Origin of the sequence: Bacillus sp. 03113 (genome assembly GCF_006546985.1) — a bacterium.
GTDB lineage: Bacteria > Bacillota > Bacilli > Bacillales > Cytobacillaceae > VATK01.
The window spans coordinates 96114-115623 of sequence record NZ_VATK01000007.1 but is presented as its reverse complement, the minus strand read 5'-3'; the positions used below and the strand labels follow the sequence as shown (position 1 = coordinate 115623).

The window sequence follows — 19510 nt, the reverse complement described above, 5'->3', positions numbered from 1 at the left end:
TGTGTCAATATTATATTTATCCTCTCATCACCATTCCCCTACGTCGCCACTTTTTCACCACCACTCCATGAGTAGGAGAAAACAAAAGCGCAAGTAAGAATAATACACCTGCAACTGAGATCATGCAGCCTGCAATTGATGCATCATAAAGATAGGCCATATAATATCCGAGTATGGAACTCATAATCCCGATGATCATACTGATCCCAATCATCCAGCTTAATTTTTCTGTTAATAAGTAGGCTGTTGCTGCAGGAACGATGAGCATCCCTACAACTAAAATAGCTCCGACACTTTCAAAAGAAGCTACAGTTGTTAGTGAAACAAGACCCATCAATAAATAATGAAAAAGCAGTACTGGTATTCCAACAGCCGCCGCCATGGCTGGATCAAAGGAACAGATTTTAAATTGCTTGTAAAATAAAGAAATCAAAACAAGACTTAATAAAAAGATAAAACCGACTCCCCAAACCGCTTTTGGCCCTAGATCTATTCCGGCAATCGTTAAAGTATTCCAAGGTGCGTAGGCAATTTCCCCATATAATACACAATCAAGATCTAAATCGACCTGTCGGGCAAACAGACTAACAAGTACGACTCCAACAGCAAACAATGCGGTAAACACGACACCAATGGCGGCATCAGATTGAACACCACTTTGATGGAACAATTGAATCAGCAAAACAGTAACCAAGCCTAGAATACCTGCTCCCATCATCATAAACAGGGAATCGCGTGATCCACTTACTAAAAAAGCAATCACAATCCCAGGAAGAACCGAGTGGCTAATCGCATCCCCGATCATTGACATCTTCCGGAGGACAAGGAAGCAGCCTACTAAACTGCACGAACAGGCAACAAGTACACCAATTAAGATAATCCAAAAATCATTCATATTGATTTTCCTTCCCTCATCTTCTTACCATAAGTTCCGTTGGTCCATTCTTTTTTAACAGACCATTTTAATAAAAGCTTTGATACCACTCCACGCTTTGGTGCAAAAAGGACTGAGAAAATGAATAAGCACGAAGCGGCAAGTACCGTAAGAGGACCTGTCGGTAAGTTATGGGCAATGGTGCTCACAAATGTTCCGCTGAATCCACTTAATACACCAAACAAACCAGAAATAATGATCATTACATGTAGTTTCTCTGTCCAATACCTAGCTGCCACAGCTGGAGTAATCAATAATGCAGCCATTAAAACAACTCCCACTGCTTGAATGCCGACTACCACAGCCGCAACAATCAGCAGCATCATAAATTGATCTAAGAGGACCACTGGTAATCCGATCCCTTTGGCGAATCCAGCATCGAAAGAAAGTAGCTTGAATTCTTTAAAAAACAACACACAAACCCCAACAAGAACTGCAGAAATGATTGCCATCGTATACACATCCGACTGGATCATAGAGGCAGCCTGACCGAATAAAAACTTGTCAAGACCACTCTGATTTCCAAGATCACTGTGTTGAATTTGAGTTAACAAGACAATCCCAACACCAAAAAATACCGACAAAATAATTCCCAACGCAGAATCCTGTTTGATTCTTGTATGCCTTGTGATAAAGCTAATTAAAAAAGTAGCAAGCACCCCTGCAAGCACTGCACCGATTAAAAAATAAAAAATCGACTTAGAACCCGTAACCATAAATGCTAAACAAACCCCAGGAAGCGCCGCATGAGACAGGGCATCTCCCATAAGTGACTGTTTCCGCAAGTAAGCGAAGCTGCCAATGACACCGCTGCTAAGCCCTAAAAGCATAGAGCCTAATAAAATCCATTGTGTATTCGGATCTTGAAACACTTGTAGCCAGTTCATCTTTTCACCTCAATTTATATGAAGGATTTTTCAACCTAAACATCAAACATCATTAGCTTCCCGCCATACGTCTTCTGTAAATGGTCTTTTGTAAACATTTGCTCGGTCTCTCCAATGCCAACTAATTCAACGTTTAATAAAATAAGACTATCAAAATATTCTTTGACCGTATTTAAATCATGATGGACAACCAATACCGTTTTTCCTTGTTTCTTTAACTTGGTTAGAAGTGTGATGATGGCTTTTTCTGTCGCTGCATCCACTCCAACAAATGGTTCATCCATAAAATAAAGATCTGCATCCTGTGCAAGGGCACGTGCTAAAAAGACCCGTTGCTGCTGACCGCCTGATAACTGACTAATTTGACGATCGGCAAAATCCTCCATACCAACCTGCCGCAAGCAATCCATGGCAATCTTTTTTTCTTTGCCTCCAGGTCTTTTCAACCATCCGAGATGTCCATAGCGTCCCATCGTGACAACATCCAAAGCATTGGTTGGAAAATCCCAGTCAACAGATTCACGCTGTGGAACATACCCAATAAGCTTACGTTGTTCTTTATAAGACTTTCCGAAAACTTCAACATCTCCGGTCACCTTTGGAATTAAGCCAAGGATCGCTTTAATAAGCGTTGATTTTCCTGCCCCATTCGGTCCGACAATCCCGATTAATTCCCCTTCCGGAATTTCAAACGATACATTTCGTAATACTGGCTTTTTTTGATAAGCAACAGTTAAATCCTTTACTTTTAACGGAGTTGACATTCTTTTTCCTCCCTCTTCTTATTCTCAAATTTCTTATTTTAAAGCACTTACAATCGTATCTACATTGTGACGAACCATACCTATATATGTTCCTTCCTCTGTCCCTTCTTTTCCCATCGCATCAGAAAATAATTCGCCGCCAATTTTCACTTCATGACCTTTTACTCTTGCTCCTTCTACAACCGCTTCAATGGCTTTTTTTGGTACACTTGATTCTACAAAGACCGCTTTAATTTTATTTTCGACTAAGTAATCGCGAATCTTGCTCACATCCTTGGAGCCATATTCAGATGCTGTACTTAATCCTTGTAAACCCATTACTTTTATTCCATATTCATCCCCAAAGTATCCAAACGCATCATGAGCCGTTACCAGTACACGCCCCTCCTCAGGAATCGTTGCAATTTGTTCTCTTACATAGGCATCTAGCTCTTCTAGCTTGGTGATATATTCAACTGCATTTTGCTTATAATCATCAGCATGGTCTGGATCCTGCTTTATGAGCTGATCCCGAATCGTTTTTGTGGCTGTGATCCAGTGTTTCACATTAAACCAAACGTGAGGATCATGCCCTTGCAAGCTAGCATCTGCTGATCTTAAATCCTCTTCCTTAATGTCTTTAGTAACAGCCACTACTGGTTTTTGCTTCTCCATTTTTTCAAAAATTTCTCCCATTTTCCCTTCTAAATGAAGGCCATTATAAAAAATAAGCTCTGCATCATCTAATTTTTTAATATCCCCTTGAGATGCTTTATAGAGATGCGGATCAACTCCTGATTTCATTAAGCCTGTTACTTCAACATGCTCTCCTCCAACATTCTTCACGACATCTGCAATCATGCCTATTGTCGTTGTAATCTTCAATTTCCCAGTTTCTTCATTTGATGTTTCTTTCCCGTTTGTACACCCCGACATTATGAATATTCCTAACATGCACACAAGCAAACCAGAGATAAAACGTTTGATATTGATATAAGACATGCCCTCATCTACTCCTTTTTTCTTCAACTAAATATTTTTACCTAAGGAAACTTTTTTCGCAAAAAAAATCGATGCTATTATCCTCTCAAAAAAATGAACATATATAAAGATATGTTGGATTGGACAACTTATTTTAACTATATATAAATATTTTTCCCAAGGGAAACTTTTTGATAATTATAAATCATATATTTATATCTTGCAATATGGTTTTTTTGGCGAAAAAGAACGATAAATGAAAATTGTACTACTTTTAAGCTTTGCTTTAAGGCGAGCGAAACAGCGATTCATACAATTGATTCAAAAATCGCTTTTATTAACATATATCTTACAAAGCCAATATAAGAAAGGGATAACATGAAGCCGGTAAATTAAATAGGAGCAGAAAAATGTTTGAACTCTTGTTTCTTATAACGATGGATAATAAGAAAAGCTCAAGCGCCTTGATCATCGACGTACAAACTGGAGGGGCTTCGACTGAGATAAAGGAAACACGATGAGCGTTAGCGAATCGATGTTGACTTATCGTAGGGAGAAGACCTGAAGTTTGATAGTCGATAGGCGCTGGAGCTAGACAGTAATCTAACTTCAGATATAAATTCTGGTGTATTAAAATAAAGTATTAAACATACTTCTAAATAGGGATTTGAATGGATACTTATACGATTACCATTTGTATTTGAAGATTAGAAACGGATAATATAAAGGAATAGCCATCGGATATGTTTTTTTGGTAAACATTCCAAATATAACAAAATATATGATTTATCAGGTTTATGATACAAATTATGTATGGAAAACTCCCTGTATTTCAAACGGATAAAGGTGCTTATATTATACTTTTCATTACCTTGAAACGCTTAGAAGATAGGGACTGAAATAAAACTATATAATAGCACTAATTAACTATAATAAAGAGGTGAATGCACAATATGAATTGGAGTTTATTCGAACAGTCTGTTCAAAAACGGATGGAAAAAGATCATATCCCCGGTATGGCAGTAGCTGTTAGCCAAAACGGTAAAGTGATTTACGAGAAGGGATTTGGTGTAGCCGATATCCTAACAAATGAGCCTGTGACTACGAATACAATATTTGGTACAGGATCTATCTCAAAGTCTTTTACAGCATTGGCAATTATGATGCTCGAAGAAGAAGGCAAACTATCGATCGATGATCCTGTAAAGAAGCATTTACCACTATTTCATCTAAAAGGGGTAAAGGACATCAATCAAATCAAAATCCACCATTTATTAACTCATACGACTGGACTAGGAATAATTGAAAGAAATGAACAGTTAAATAAGTTGTCAGAGCATGTAAATTATTTAGCTGAAGTAGAACATGAGATTTTCGGTCAACCGGGGGTATACTTGAGCTATGGCAATGATACCTTTTTATTATTAGGAGCCATTATTGAAGCAAAAACAGGAAAGTTATTCCGTCGTTTTATGACAGAACAGATATTAAATCCACTACAAATGTATAGGACATCCTATAGTCTTGAAGAAGTTCATAAGTCAGACCATGTTGCAACACCTTACAAGTATAGTCGTGAAAATGAAAGATATGAAAAGCTAAATTGGCCTGCTCTAGGTAATTATGAGGTAGGTGGCGGCATACGTACAACCGTCATTGATTTATTAAAATATGGTGAACTCTATATCAATCGAGGGATGGCAAATGGTAAGCAAATGGTATCTGCGAAGCAAATAGAAAAAATGTGGAAGCCTTATTTTGAAATGGCTAAAAATTCCCATTACGGATATGCATGGAAAGTAAATGATTACCATGGGATCACTCTCGTAGAACATAATGGTGTACAGCAGGGCGTATCATCGAATTTCGGTTTTATCCCAGAAAAGAACATTGCCGTCGCTGTTTTAACAAATGTATCAAATGTTGCTGCTGATGTTATTTGGCTTGAGGTCATCAATACTATGCTAAACATCCCTTTACATACACAACGATTTCTTCCTGTTCCATTCCCCATTAAAAATCCAAAAGCACTACTCGGAACGTATGTACCAAAAAAAGGGGGTCGTTTAGAAATAATAGCTAATAACGGTGAACTGCAAGGAAAAATAAACGGTGAAGTATATACTTTACAACTTGGTGAGAACGGTTCATATTTTTTCAATGATACGCTCATGCCAATCCGCTTTTATTTTGATCAAAATGGAAAAGCATGGGCTGTATTTGCCGGAATGAGAATGCTGAGAAAACAAGAATGAGTTTTCAAAAAAATGTCTGAGATTAAAAAATAATAGCTGACTCATGCGGTCTTTAAATGTTAATGCAGAAAGAACCGAGGAAAAGTATCAACAGTGCTTCTCCACGGGTCTTTTTCTTTTTATATTTGTCTTGCAATATGGTTTTTTTTAGCGAAAAATAGCGAGAAATGAATATTCTTTGAAACTAAAAGAATATCTTAAACGTTTATCTTATAGAGTGTTTTTCTAATTTTTTTACTGGGAGGAATTTTTTTCGTGCAATCTAATAGAATCGCAATTATTGGGGGTACAGGAAAAGTAGGACGTTACATTGCAAAAAAAGCGTTAGAAAGTGGGTTCCAAGTTAGGATGCTTGTTAGGAATCCTGATAAATTAACCTATAGTGATGACAGAATAGAACTGATTAAGGGGGATGCTCAAAACAAAACTTCCATTCGAACGCTGATTAAAGATTGTCATATTGTTATAAATACCTTAGGGCAGCCTTTGAAGGATTTCCCTATCTATAGCAGTGTAACTAGCAATATCCTTAATTTTATGGGTGAATTTGGTATTAGAAGATACATAGGAGTTACAGGAGCTTCTCTTAATGTAACAGGCGATAAAAAGAAACTGGTAAATAGAATAGGAGCAAAAATGTTTGAACTCTTATTTTCTGAGATGATAGCGGATAAAAAAAAGGAACTAACTATTCTTCAAAATAGTGATGTTGAATGGACTCTTGTACGATTGCCATTTGTAGTTGAAGGTCCAGAAACAGGTAGGATAAAGGAAAAGTTAACAGATATGCCAGGTGTAAAAATTTCAAATGAAAATATAGCAAAATTTATCATTAACCAGATTAATGATAAAAAATATTTAGAGAAAACTCCTTGTATTTCAAACTGACAAAAATATGAACTTAGGAAAATATAAGGACGTGTATCTTTTTAGTATGGAAACCCTTTTTTTAGAAGGGACATGCCAAAACCCCTTGGGAGCCAAGGGGTTTTAGCTAAAAATATTAAATGCTATAAACTTACTTTTAATAACTAAAGTAGTTACGATTCTCTTTAGGACTCTACATTTTATTCAAGATTAGCATGTCTAGTAAACATAGTATCTGAGTCCAAACCCTTTTTCTCCATAAATCTCAATATAACTGCATCTAAGAACAATAAGAGGCTTTGCTCAAATAAGGATCCCATTGGTTGGATCGTATGATATTCACTATCTTTTTCTGCTTTCGCCTTCGCGGGTAATTTAATCGCCACATCAGCTAGTTGTCCGATTTTTGATTCTGGAAAAATTGTGACAAGGGCAACTCCAGCACCTAAGCTTTTTGCTTTTTCAGCCATTGAAACTAAGCTTTTTGTTTCACCAGAGCCAGATCCAATGATGAGTAGGTCATCCGACTGAAGATTAGGAGTAACAGTTTCCCCCACTACATAAGCGTCTAAACCCATATGCATCATCCTCATCGCAAAGGATTTGACCATAAATCCGGATCTGCCGGCACCCGCTACAAATATCTTTTTTGATTGAAGAATTTTATCTACCAGCTTTTCAGCTTCTTCATTTGCCAATAAATCGGCAGTACGACTTAATTCATTGATAATTTCTGTAATATATTGAGTTGTTTGCATAATAGCAATTCCTCTTATGCAAAAGTCTCTTGTTTAATTAACTTATTCATTTCTGAAGCAACTGCTTTTTTATCCTCTTGACCAGTGATTCCGCCGCCAACAATAACAAGATCAGGTTGAGATTGAACAACATCTGGAAGAGTGGCTAACTTAATTCCTCCTGCAACTGCCGTTTTTGCATTTTTGACAACTCGTTTAATTGTTTGAAGCTGTTCAAAAGGAGTTTCTCCTTCTGCTTGCAGGTCATAGCCTGTGTGTACACAAATATAGTCTGCACCAAGCGCATCGACTTCTTTCGCACGCTGTTCTAGATCCTTAACATTAATCATATCCACAAGAATTTTCGTTCCTTGCTTTTTAGCTTCTTCTACTGCTCCCTTAATTGTAGAATCATCCGTTGCTCCTAGCACTGTAATAATATCTGCACCAGCTTCTGAAGCTTTCATGACTTCGTAAGCACCTGCATCCATTATTTTTAAATCCGCTAATACTTTTAAAGAAGGAAAAGCTTCTTTAATTTCCTTAACTGCTTTAAGACCTTCATTGATAACTACGGGCGTACCGATTTCAACAATATCAATATGTTCTGCTACCTCTTTTACTACTTCCTTTGCTTCTGGAATATTAACAAGATCTAACGCTAATTGAAGTTCCATAGTATTCCCCACTCCTTAAGTAATATGATTTTTCCTATAATCACATTTTAAATTGTATTTTTCGAAAAATGAAGTACGCACTTTCATTTCACATAGTCACCAAAAGGATACTGTAAAGAACCAAAAGCGCAAGCACCCTGTTCAGCCGCGACAGACATAAGACGCAATCCGCAGGAAATCCTGATTTCTGGAGGATTGTGGCTTATGATCCGAGCGGCTAGGTACTGGCCGATTAAGAACACCACATCCTGTGGCAACATCGGCACTAGTACGTTCTGTACTCGGAGCTGGACGTCGATATATCTCTATCGAAGCTATTCACAGCAAACAATTTTATAGTTTCCTAGTAAAAATCACGAAAAAAAAACCAAATGCAATCACTTTATTTCAAAGTTTAGCAAATGGTTTTCTAATGGAATTTCTATCGTTATTTTCCTAAAACATCTTAAAATGAAAAGCTACATTGTAGAATCATTCATAATGACCTGATCCTTCATAACCGTCTCCATGTAATTTTTACCCCATTCATACATAGACTCAAGAATTGGCAGCAGACTTTTTCCTTGTTCGGTCAAAGAGTACTCCACTTTGGGTGGAACAATGGGATATACTTCGCGATGAACGATATGATCCTGCTCAAGCTCACGTAATTGGTTCACAAGCATTTTTTGGGTAATTCCCGGCATAAGAGACCTTAATTCATTAAAACGCTTCGTTCCTTCTTTACCTAAATGCCACAAAATAAGCATTTTCCACTTCCCGCCAATAACAGCAAGTGTTAATTCTTTTTCGCAGTTATACGGCTTATTGCAAACATGTCCCAAATGTTTCCCCTCCATCTTTAGAAAAGCGTAAGCGCCTTGTCCAGCCGCGACAGACATAAGACGAAATCCGCAGGAAATCCTGATTTCTGGAGGATTGTGGCTTATGATCCGAGCGGCTAGGTTGCTGCTAGACACCAGTCTAACTTTACAAAGCTTATACTTTCTTAATCTAAAATAATAGTATACTTTTGGATACTATATCATAAAAAAGCTCATACTAATAGCAGTAGATGGAGATTCACACGGTAATAATAGGACAATCTCATTTCGTCCAGCTTCTGGAATACTTTTATTCTCAGAAACCCACTTTTTCACAGCTTCTGCTTCATTTTCATGTCATTAATCTCCGATTCTAGCTTTGATGTCAGTTAATAATATAGATATAACAACCCAAAACGAAAAGAAGCTAAGGCTTCTATAAATAAAACACTTTCTTTCTCTCATCATTTCTTCTATTTTTATAGTTTTACCTTCAGATTTCACAACTCTTACGAAATAATCGTTCCTTTACTTTTTTCCCTGTCTCGGTCATGGCTAGACCTCCAAGAGATGTTTCTCTAAGTGTTCTAGGCATTTCATTCCCAATCCTGTACATAGTCTCGATCACTTCATCACATGGAATACGGCTTTCCACCCCTGCAAGGGATAAATCAGCAGCAGAAAAGGCGATGGATGTTCCGATTACATTTCTCTTAATACAAGGAACTTCAACAAGCCCAGCCACTGGATCACAAACTAAGCCTAAAAGTGATTTCAAAGCGATCGCAGTTGCATTTACAGCTTGTTTTGGAGTACCTCCTTTTAACTCAACAATCGTCCCTGCAGCCATAGCTGTTGCAGAACCAACCTCTGCTTGGCATCCTCCTGCTGCTCCTGAAATAAAGGAGCGGTTAGCAATAACATACCCAAGGGCACTAGCCGTAAACAGCCCCATAACTAAATCGCTATAGCGAGTATCGTCATTTTTTTGAAGTGAAAACAGTACTCCAGGTAAAATGCCAGCTGCTCCCGCTGTCGGAGTTGCTACTATAACCCCCATTCGGGCATTACTTTCAGATGTCGCCAATGAAAAGGTCATCGCGTCACGTATATATTCACCTGAAAGTGCTTTCTCCTGATTAGCATAATGATTCATTTTAACAGCATCTCCGCCTGAAATGCCACTCGGTGCAGCTGATCCATCTATTAAACCGCTATCAACCGCTTCTTTCATTTTGATTAACCGCTCTTCCATCATATTGATGATCGTCTCTTTATCTTTTTCAGACCGCTCTATCTCCATCATAAGCATCATTTCACCAATCGTTTTTTGTTCATACGTGCAAATGTCAATCAATTCATTCATGGATCGGATTTCCATTAGATACCCTCCAATATGGCTTCTTTCACTATATATGAACGACTGTGTGCAACAAGCTTCGCATAATCATCATTTGCGCTTAAGCGAATATCAAGCTTTTCTTCATTCAATAAAAAGATTTTGGATAGACCGCCCCCTAGTGATACCCCACCAACTTTTACCATATATTCTCCCCGTGTTGCCTTAACTACTGTTGTATTCGGGTGTTCAAAATAGGAACATTGATCTTCGAGCTTAAGTTCATAATTCAGCCCATTTTGTTTCGTCAGCTCGATGGCATTTTTAATACGAGAATCATCCGTATTCATACCAAGCAGCCCTCCAAGCATAGCCTTGTCGGATCCATGACCTTGATACGTTTTTGATAAGGAACCGTAGAATGTAATTTCCGCCTCTTTCGGACATCCGCCTAACAACTCATGAACAAACTTTCCAATTAAAATAACACCTGCTGTATGGGAACTTGATGGTCCCACCATAATCGGCCCAATAATATCAAAACAGCTTTGAAATTCCATAGGATCCTCCTTTCTTATACAGTGATAGACTATTAAAAACGTATAAAAAAGACAGAGAAAGGCAGCCATTCTACCCTTCTCTGTCCTTTTACCTGAGAGTTTTCACTCTATTATTAATAGAGTATCCCCTTTGGTGGCATTACTCAGCTCTCTCCAGAGGTACGTCCTATTGCGGTTCATCTACCTGAGAGATTAGTCTCAATGGGTTTTTTTGAGACTTGCTCCTTCGGTGGCAATATTTCTTTACTCTCTCCCACAATCATCATCCGTCATTATAATTTTAGGGTGTTTTCGTATAGATTGTTGCTTTTAAACGCGCAGTCCGCATACACTTCGCTTTCCGTGGGCGAGCGTCAAGCCTCCTCGTCGCATACGCTCCTGCGGGGTCTCGCCTTTCTCGCATTCCCACAGGAGTCTACGTGTATGCAGGCTGCTCCGAAACGTTTTTCCCAATGTTTTTTTTGTCAAAAACAACAAACTTTGAGAAAACTGCCTAATTTTATAACAATACGAAAACTGCCTATCCATTTATTGGTTTGAATATTCTGACTTTAAATTTTGTAGCATTATATACCTCTACTTTAACCAAGCATCTTTCACACTTTCATTTTTAGAAAGCCAGCTTTCTACTCCCTTCGCTTCGTCCTTGCTTTTTGTAATTTCACCTTCTAATTGTGCTATTTGTTGTAAGTCCATCTTAAATAACTCCATCCATTTTGCAACTTCAGGAAACTTTGTTTCAAACTCTTTTGAACCAATCACTTGAAGTTTTTCTGCCCCACTTGGATTCATTGCGTTTTTTGGATCTTCTAAATATCGTAATTTATATTCCTCAAATGCCCAATGAGGTCGCCAAAGAGTAACAACAATTGGCTTTTTGCTTGATACTGCTTTTTCCAGCTCAGCCAGCATGGCAGGAGTGCTGCTCTCTACAAGTGTCATACTTTCTAATCCATAACCAGGAATTGCATTCTCTCTCGTAAGCCGCATTAAACCAGCACCAGGTTCAATGCCGATAATTTTTCCGCCTAATTCATCCTTATAATTTTTTAAATCTTCTATTGATTTAATATCCATATAGTCTGGAACAGCCAGCCCGCTATCTGCTTCTTCATACCAAGTGCCAAGTACATCTACTTTATCCTTGTACTTTTCCATATAAGTTGAGTGGGTTGTCGGCATCCATGTATCTAAAAATAAATCAATACTTCCTTTAGCAACACCTGAAAAAATAGGGGCAACATCTGCTTGAACTAATTTTACTTTATACCCTTTCTCCTCTAATAACGACTTCCATAAATATGAAACAGCGATATCTTCATCCCAAGCTAAGTATCCAATTGTAATCTCTTTCTTACTATTACTGTTATTTTCTTGATTACTTGAATTTGAAGATGATTTACTTCCACAAGCCGATAGACTAAGGATGACTGTGATTAAAATAAATTTATAGAAAAAACGCTTCATTTGCTCCCACCTTTTTCATTTTATTTAATGAGTTGAATTAGATGTATTATTTTTATAGGTACCAAGGATGGTCATTCGATCCAGAATAATGGCAATAATGACAACGGAAATCCCTCCTATAAATCCTAAACCAACATCAAGCATACTTATACTTCTTAATACCTCGGCTCCTAAACCACCTGCTCCTACCATTGATGCGATGACAACCATCGAAAGAGACAACATTATGACCTGATTTACACCTGACATAATCATTGGCAGCGCTAATGGCAGTTGGACTTTGATTAACTTTTGCCACTCGCTGGCTCCAAATGCTTCTGCAGCTTCTAAAGTGGTTTCAGGAACTTGTTGAAGTCCTAATAAAGTTAAACGAACGGCTGGCGGCATGGCAAAAACAAATGTTGCTAATAAAGCCGTTACATTTCCTAATCCAAAAATAAGAACGGCTGGTATTAAATAAACAAAAGCAGGCATCGTTTGCATAATATCAAGTATAGGTTGAACAATTGATCTCACTTTTTTAAAACGATAGGCTAGTACTCCTAAAGGAACACCAATAATCAGGGAGGTAATAGTTGAAGCAAGAACAAGGGCTAGCGTAAGCATGGATTCTTCCCATAAATTTAAACTAATAATTAAAAGCAGACCAAAGCACGTAAAGCACGCAACTTTCCAACTAGTTAACCTCCAGGCAAGCGCCACAATGACAACGACCATAATTAATGGAGGAGGAGCAGTCAGCAGCCATTCCAAACCGCCGATTACATTAGTCATAACTGAATTGATCGAGTCAAACATTCCAGAAAAATTTGTTGTGATAAAATCCACAAATGAGTTTGCCCACTTATCAAGAGGAAGAGAAGGAATTATCGAGTTGGTACTGCTCATTTTTCAGCCACCTCTTTTAACTCTATATTTTTTTTTTCCGTAATTTTTACTTTTTCAGTTAAACTTGCAATCAGAGAGCTAGTTGAAATTTCTCCTTTTAACCGGTTATGGTCATCAACAACCGCTACAGGAAGAGTTTCTTTAGCAAATAACGGAAGAATTTCTCGTAAAGGTTGATTAAGATGAACTTTATGCAATTGATTGCTTACTGCTTGGGACAAATCTTGCTTACGCATTTCTACTTGCTCCATCACTTGATGAAGGCTTAAGATCCCTTTTAAGCAATGATCTTCGCTTACAACAAAAATCGAAGAGAGCTGATTGATTTTCATTCTCCTTAAAATAACCTGCGGCAATTCTTTTTCAGAAGCAAATACTTGAACAGGCTTCATTGCGCTTTTTGCCAAGCGAATTTTGCTGTAGTCTACACCTTGGACTAGCTGCTCTACATATTCAGTAGCAGGCTGACTGAGAATATCTTCTGCCGTCCCTAGTTGTACAATCTCCCCATCCTTCATTACAGCTGCACGATGACCTAACGTTAAAGCCTCATCTAAATCATGGGTAACAAAGATGACGGTCTTTTGGATTTCATCTTGAATATCAAGAAATAATTTTTGCATATCTCGTCTAATTAATGGATCCAAAGCTGAAAAAGGTTCATCCATTAATAAAATTTCTTGATCCGATGCGAGAGCTCTTGCTAAACCAACTCTCTGCTTCATTCCTCCTGAGAGTTGAAAGATTCGTTTATGAGCCTGACCGTTCAATCCTACCATCTCAAGGGCATCTTTCCCCTTTTTTTCTCTTTCCTTTGCGGGTACTCCTTTTAATTCCAAGCCAAAGGTTATGTTATCAAGGACGGTTCGGTTTGGTAAAAGTCCAACATTTTGAAAGACCATCCCGATTTTATTTCTCCGAATTTGCTGAAGATTTTTTTTCGATAGATGAGCGATATCCTGATTCTCCAATAAGATTCTTCCTTCTGATGGTGTAACTAAACCATTTAAACACCTTAATAAAGTTGATTTCCCGCTCCCAGATAGCCCAATTAAGACAAACGTTTCGCCCTTTTTCACTTCAAAATTGGCATTATGAATGGCAACAGTTGTTTTTGTAGCCTGTTCAACTTCATATTTACTTTGTCCTTCACCCCTTAGCTTTAAAGCAAGCTCTTTTTGACGTCCAAATACTTTGGAAACATTGGCAACACGAATAATAGGCATGTTTAATTTTGAGGGCAGCTCCATATTATATCCTCCTTTATTTTCATAAGTTTAAATTATTTTCTAAAGGCAGATCATTTAACTTTGTCTATATTACATTTACCAAGCTGCAAAAAGTGGACGCCTAAAACATTCTCTATTCAGTGTCCACGTTCATCTGAATGGAGTTGAGAACATACTCATAGAACTTTGAAACATGTTGTTCGATTGGTACTAATATTCCGCCATTTTTATAGGCTTTTGATCCCATATTTTCCTGACACCATTGACACGCAGCAAAATCTTGTAAATTAACTCGATGAAATAACTCCACTGCATCCATAGGATTAAAATCTGGTTTTGCCATTTCTTCGGGATCGAATAGCCACTCACAAATGACTTTTGTTTTTTCTGCACTAATCGGTATACTACGATGAATAATGACATGATCAGGTGTTAAATTAATGAACACTAGCGGCAAAATCGTCATTCCATAATAAATTCGATCGTCTTCAGGAAGCAGTCCTTTTAATGGAGCGCGATTGCCTTTGCCGCTTAAAGAAAAAGCTTCATAGCTTTCATTAAATATTGCTCCTGTACCCACTCCATTTTGGGTTCCAATTCCTGATCGAAATTCTGGAAGAGTCTCTGTTAATTCTGGATGAATGGCCGAACAGTGATAGCATTCTTGAAAGTTTTCAATAATGATTTTCCAGTTTGCATCAACTTCATATTCTTCTCGATGAGCGACTCTTAAATCTCCAATGCTATATCTCGAAATGGTGTCAAGTTCACCGAATCGATCTATAATTTGTTGATCTAACGATTCTTCAATTGATTTTGGGTTTTCGGATAAGTTGATCCAAATCATTCCATGCCATGTTTGAAGGTGTACAGAGGCTAAGCCAAATTGTTCGTTTTTTACTAATTCCTCCCGACATTCACTGCTATTCGGCACACCCAATAACGTTCCATCAAGCCCGTAGCTCCAAGAATGATAAGGGCAGCGAATGATGCCTGTTTTTCCGCAAGGATCACTGCAAAGAGTCGCTCCACGATGGCGGCATACATTTAGGAAAGCTCGTAATATACTATCCTTTCCTCTGACAACAATAATATTTTCATTCTCAACTTTTGTTGTTATATATTGACCTGGCTCCGCTACGTCATATTCATAGCCAATAAAAGTCCAAGATTCAGAAAAAATATATTTTTTTTCTAATTCAAAAATAGCTGGATCTGTATATAATTCTCCTTTAAGAGTAGACTTCAATTTCCCTGGCTGATTTACGACAACCATCTTTATTCCTCCTAATCTATTAAGTGCGAAGCTAACAATAATAATGTGTTAATATAACTTAATGAGTAATAAAAACCGATTGAGATATGATCGTTGCTTTGTTGTGTTCTCCAAAATATTTAATAATAAATTTACTTCCTTCTTTTACTACATCAGGCGAAAGAAGGGCAAATACTACTCCTGTTTTTCTTTCATAGGAATACCCAAAGCTTGTAACAAATCCGACTGATCTCTCTTCATAAAACACAGGCTCATGTCCCATTATTACAATTGAAGGATCGTCTAACACTAATGTTGTTAACAATTGTTTTGGTCCATTTAATTTGCTATCAAGGAGGGCTTTTTTCCCAATAAAATCTTGTTTCTCAAGATCAACCATTTGTGTAAATCCTATTTCATATGGAGTCATTTCACTCCAAAAATCTTTTCCTGGTTTAGGTAAGAGTGATTCGATCCGAAGTCCATCTAAAGCACGTTCACCTGCTGCAATAAGCTGATAAGGCTTACCTTCTTTACATAAAATGTCCCATAGTCCTAAACCTTGATCAGCAGTTGCGAATAGTTCCCAGGTTTCTGAATCATTCAGAGAATTATAAATTGAAAGTACTGGTACATGTTCTATGAATAATTGCTTTGCTTGTCTAATTTCTAATACACCCTCTGAGTGCTTACTAAGAACCGATTGCATGAATTCTCTTGTCTTCGAACCCTTAATAAGAAGGCTGCACATTCCTGCTGTAAAGTCATTTATTACGATTTGATTTGCTCCCGAAGCATTTTTTTTGATCCAGCTTGCTTCAACAGCACCAGAACAAAGAACGATGATTGCTGACTCGCCTTTACGAATCACTGTTATCTCATCCTTTATTCCGGCTGATTCATTGAGCATAAACGTTTTCGTAAAAGTTCCAATTGGAATATCGATATTACTAGTCGTTAACTGTTGCATAAAACCTATAGTGCCTTCTCCGCTAATTTCTAAATATTTTCTTGATGCGGTGACATCAAAAAGCCCAGCAAATTTTTGGACATGAATTTGTTCTGCTTCAATAACCGGTGACCAAAATTGAGCAGCCCAGTTTTTCTTATAAATGATTTCTTTTTCATAGGTTGAAACAAGGGATTGATTTGCTTCATACCATTGGGGCTGCTCCCAACCAGCTTTTTCATCATACACGGCACCTAACACTTCTTGGCGAATATAAAATGGACTTACCCTAATGTTTCGACCTGTTTCATGCGGCATATAAGGATGATGAATATCGTATACTTTTACATAGTTTTCGATCGAGCGCGCTTTATAGAAAGAAGGACTTTGTGCGTAGTCGTCAAAACGATTAATATCACATAATTCTAGATCAAGCGTCGGGACACCATTGACTATCCATTCTGCCATTTCTTTTGCAACACCCGCAGAATGAGTCACCCATATCGCTTCTGCCACCCAAAATCCTTTTACTTTGTGAGATTCTCCAAGCAATGGCATCTCATCTGGAGTAAACGAAAAGATGCCATTAATTCCTTTTGTAATACTTGTTTCTTTTAAAGATGGCATTAGATTGATAGCGTCTTGCCAAGGCTTTTCAAAATCCTCAGGAGTGAATGCTTTTACAGAAGGCATTTCTTTTGACTCGCCATATTTCGTAATTTCATCTACTTCCACAGGCAGGGGACGATGTTGATAAGATCCTACCCCTAGACGATTAAACACTTGACGGTAATATAAGGCACTATCTTGATGACGAATGATCGGTGCGGTCACTTCTTCTGTTTCTCTAGCAAACTCCTTCAAGTCTTCCGTCCAAACAAATTGATGGGCCATCGGTTGCAGCGGAATCGTAACCCCAACCATTTCTCCAATACGCGGCCCCCAAAAACCTGCACAGCAGACGATTAAATCCGCTTCAAAATCTCCTGAACTTGTTACAACCTTTTTTACCTGACAATCTTGTACATCAATGTCAATTACTTCTGTTTCTCCATAAAACTTTACACCGTGTGATTTAGCAAAATCCATCATTTTTCCTACTGCATTTAATGGTTTGGCGATCCCATCAGACGGGACAAACAGGCCTCCATAAATAGTAGTTGGATCAATTAATGAACATTTTTCACTGCATTCTTCAGGTGTAAGAAGATACGCTTCCATTCCCCAAGATGCACCTACTCCAGCTTTTCGTTTTAAATCTTCTAAACGCTCTGGAGTATTGGCTACTTCAAGACTTCCTACTGTATAAAATGATTGAAGATCTTCCGTACTTAATTCTTTAAATGTGTTAGCCGTACTATTAGCTAATTTTGTCATTACTTTCGAAAAGCTTAATTGAAACACAAGTCCTGGCGCATGGGAGGTTGACCCACCAGTTTCTACAAGTGGCCCTTGTTCAATGACCGTTATATTTTGCTGCCCCATTTTACTTAAAAAGTAAGCAAGACTGCTGCCAACAATACCAGCTCCGATGATGACAATTCTTTTTGGCTGCATGACTTGAGAACACCTCTCTTCATTTGACTGTATTTTTAAAATTTTCCGATAACTATGTCAAAAAGTCTATACTAATTTTGAAGATTTTTTTGCAACACAGGCCGTTTTAATGAAAAAAGGGAAATATCATGCTCTGTTTGACCAACTTTTGCTAGTTGACTTAATATTTCTCCGATTACGCTTGCGAATTTAAACCCGTGCCCAGAAAAGCCTGCCGCGATAATGACGTGAGAGTATTCTGGATGTAAATCAACGATAAAATGTTCGTCCGGTGTTTTTGTATACATGCAAACGCGTCCTTGGTTTATTTTTCCTTCAGCTTGAGGCATATGCGTTTTTAAAAAGTTTCGAATATAGTCTTCGTCCTCTGGGTAAATTCCAAACTCGCGATTTATGGTATCAGGATCAATGTCTTGACCAAAATCATGGCGGCCGATTTTTAATCCTGCTCCATCAAAGCTAGGAAAACCATAGTAGATTCCTATTGGCATATCAACAAAAAATGCTGGGAAAACACTAGATTGATATAAGGCTTCATCCGATTCAAACCAACCAACCGTCTGGCGTTTTGGCTGAAGAGGCAAATCAAGCTTAAGACTTGAAAGAATTTTTTTGTTCCATGCTCCTCCACTAATGATTAGTTTATCTGCACTGTAAGAACCGCTTGCTGTGTGAATAGTAGAAGAGCTTTCATGAATGTCGATGTCTTCAACCTGTGTATTTGTTAATAAAGTTGCTCCACTCTCTATTGCTAGCTTTCGATAGGCACGAATACAATCTTCACTGAACAATACACCAGAGGCAGGCTCGAAACAGCCCAAATAATCTTCAGGAAGAGTGATTCCTGGCCAACGTTCCATAATTTCAGTTCCTTGAAGAATTTCAAGTTGTAATGAATATTCATTCGCGCTGGCAATGGCTTCATCTATAAATGCTGATCCTTTTGGACCAAATCCGAGTACGCCTGTTTGATGAAATACTTTTTGATTGGCTTCTTTTTCGAGCTCGTACCATAATGTTTGCGCTCTAATGGCAAGTGGAACGTATTCTCTTCCTTCACCATAGGCATGGCGGATAATCCGAGTATCTCCATGATGACTGCCATTTACATGCGGTGGATCAAAGGAATCTACTAGCAATGTGTTAATTCCTTGTTTAGCTAAATAATAGCCAGCGGCCATTCCCATAGAGCCAGCTCCAACAATAATTACGTCATAATGTTTTTCAATGGTCATACTCTTTACCCTTCCTTCGCAAGATGTTATTTTTTATTTTTTGATTTTAGAAGTTTAATTTGTCACCCTTCCTGATAATCTTTCTAAATTTTTTAAATAATTTGATTTTTTCTATTAACAACATCTTAAACTTGTAAACCCATGCTG

General features: G+C 37.8%; 18 protein-coding genes and 2 riboswitches. Of the genes, 3 read left to right on the top strand and 15 right to left on the bottom strand.

Features of this window, described 5'->3' with window-relative positions:
- Window positions 1-16 precede the first annotated feature (16 nt).
- The 4 genes from FDO66_RS08200 to FDO66_RS08185 are packed head-to-tail and all read right to left on the bottom strand — an operon-like array spanning window position 17 to window position 3500.
- Window positions 17-895, bottom strand: coding sequence for a metal ABC transporter permease (locus tag FDO66_RS08200; RefSeq protein WP_141432159.1), 879 nt, complete (start codon window positions 893-895; stop codon window positions 17-19).
- Window positions 892-1821: a metal ABC transporter permease gene (locus tag FDO66_RS08195; protein ID WP_141432158.1), complete on the bottom strand. Its 930-nt coding sequence runs from the start codon at window positions 1819-1821 to the stop codon at window positions 892-894. Before FDO66_RS08195 ends, FDO66_RS08200 begins: the two co-directional genes overlap by 4 nt.
- A gap of 35 nt (window positions 1822-1856) precedes the next feature.
- Window positions 1857-2585 carry a metal ABC transporter ATP-binding protein gene (locus FDO66_RS08190; protein WP_141432157.1) on the bottom strand — a complete coding sequence of 243 codons (729 nt, stop codon included), beginning with the start codon at window positions 2583-2585 and terminating at the stop codon, window positions 1857-1859.
- A gap of 33 nt (window positions 2586-2618) precedes the next feature.
- Entirely contained in the window at window positions 2619-3500 is an 882-nt protein-coding gene (locus FDO66_RS08185) for a metal ABC transporter solute-binding protein, Zn/Mn family (RefSeq protein WP_309475266.1), read from the bottom strand.
- A gap of 998 nt (window positions 3501-4498) precedes the next feature.
- Between FDO66_RS08185 and FDO66_RS08180 the strand changes: the two genes are divergently transcribed.
- Together FDO66_RS08180 and FDO66_RS08175 are read left to right on the top strand one after the other, a co-directional pair.
- Entirely contained in the window at window positions 4499-5800 is a 1302-nt protein-coding gene (locus FDO66_RS08180; protein ID WP_141432155.1) for a serine hydrolase domain-containing protein, read from the top strand.
- Between the two features lie 237 nt (window positions 5801-6037).
- Window positions 6038-6688 (top strand): SDR family oxidoreductase, encoded by a 651-nt coding sequence (locus FDO66_RS08175; protein ID WP_220095161.1) that lies wholly within the window; start codon window positions 6038-6040, stop codon window positions 6686-6688.
- Between the two features lie 179 nt (window positions 6689-6867).
- On the opposite strand, the gene hxlB is transcribed toward FDO66_RS08175, so the two are convergent.
- Together hxlB and hxlA are read right to left on the bottom strand one after the other, a co-directional pair.
- Window positions 6868-7425 (bottom strand): 6-phospho-3-hexuloisomerase, encoded by a 558-nt coding sequence (gene hxlB, locus FDO66_RS08170; RefSeq protein ID WP_141432153.1) that lies wholly within the window; start codon window positions 7423-7425, stop codon window positions 6868-6870.
- A gap of 14 nt (window positions 7426-7439) precedes the next feature.
- Entirely contained in the window at window positions 7440-8081 is a 642-nt protein-coding gene (gene hxlA, locus FDO66_RS08165; protein WP_141432152.1) for a 3-hexulose-6-phosphate synthase, read from the bottom strand.
- Between the two features lie 250 nt (window positions 8082-8331).
- On the opposite strand from hxlA, the gene FDO66_RS20795 reads away from it, so the two are divergent.
- Window positions 8332-8520, top strand: coding sequence for a hypothetical protein (locus tag FDO66_RS20795; RefSeq protein ID WP_181444492.1), 189 nt, complete (start codon window positions 8332-8334; stop codon window positions 8518-8520).
- Window positions 8521-8539: 19 nt separating this feature from the next.
- Here the strand turns inward: FDO66_RS20795 and hxlR are convergent, their stop codons facing one another.
- The 9 genes from hxlR to solA all read right to left on the bottom strand — a co-directional run bounded on the left by hxlR (window position 8540) and on the right by solA (window position 19357).
- Window positions 8540-8905: a transcriptional activator HxlR gene (gene hxlR / locus FDO66_RS08160; RefSeq protein ID WP_141432151.1), complete on the bottom strand. Its 366-nt coding sequence runs from the start codon at window positions 8903-8905 to the stop codon at window positions 8540-8542.
- Between the two features lie 472 nt (window positions 8906-9377).
- The gene (gene sdaAA, locus FDO66_RS08155) at window positions 9378-10265 is read right to left on the bottom strand and encodes an L-serine ammonia-lyase, iron-sulfur-dependent, subunit alpha (RefSeq protein WP_141432150.1); all 888 of its coding nucleotides are present in this window, start codon (window positions 10263-10265) and stop codon (window positions 9378-9380) included.
- Window positions 10265-10783 carry a serine dehydratase beta chain gene (locus FDO66_RS08150; protein WP_141432149.1) on the bottom strand — a complete coding sequence of 173 codons (519 nt, stop codon included), beginning with the start codon at window positions 10781-10783 and terminating at the stop codon, window positions 10265-10267. The genes sdaAA and FDO66_RS08150 overlap by 1 nt, the downstream gene beginning before the upstream one ends.
- Before the next feature lie 78 nt (window positions 10784-10861).
- Window positions 10862-10942: riboswitch (glycine riboswitch) on the bottom strand.
- Between the two features lie 3 nt (window positions 10943-10945).
- A riboswitch (glycine riboswitch) is annotated at window positions 10946-11049 on the bottom strand.
- A gap of 310 nt (window positions 11050-11359) precedes the next feature.
- A complete protein-coding gene (locus FDO66_RS08145) occupies window positions 11360-12250 on the bottom strand; it encodes a glycine betaine ABC transporter substrate-binding protein (protein ID WP_141432148.1) in 891 nt (296 codons plus the stop codon).
- A gap of 24 nt (window positions 12251-12274) precedes the next feature.
- A complete protein-coding gene (locus FDO66_RS08140) occupies window positions 12275-13138 on the bottom strand; it encodes an ABC transporter permease (protein WP_141432147.1) in 864 nt (287 codons plus the stop codon).
- The gene (locus FDO66_RS08135; protein WP_141432146.1) at window positions 13135-14388 is read right to left on the bottom strand and encodes a quaternary amine ABC transporter ATP-binding protein; all 1254 of its coding nucleotides are present in this window, start codon (window positions 14386-14388) and stop codon (window positions 13135-13137) included. The genes FDO66_RS08140 and FDO66_RS08135 overlap by 4 nt, the downstream gene beginning before the upstream one ends.
- Window positions 14389-14500: 112 nt before the next feature.
- Window positions 14501-15643: an aromatic ring-hydroxylating oxygenase subunit alpha gene (locus FDO66_RS08130; RefSeq protein WP_141432145.1), complete on the bottom strand. Its 1143-nt coding sequence runs from the start codon at window positions 15641-15643 to the stop codon at window positions 14501-14503.
- A 58-nt stretch (window positions 15644-15701) separates the two neighbouring features.
- On the bottom strand, window positions 15702-18128 hold the full coding sequence (locus tag FDO66_RS08125; protein ID WP_141432144.1) for a GcvT family protein: 2427 nt from the start codon (window positions 18126-18128) through the stop codon (window positions 15702-15704).
- 71 nt (window positions 18129-18199) lie between these two features.
- Window positions 18200-19357, bottom strand: coding sequence for an N-methyl-L-tryptophan oxidase (gene solA / locus FDO66_RS08120; RefSeq protein WP_141432266.1), 1158 nt, complete (start codon window positions 19355-19357; stop codon window positions 18200-18202).
- Between the last annotated feature and the right edge of the window lie 153 nt (window positions 19358-19510).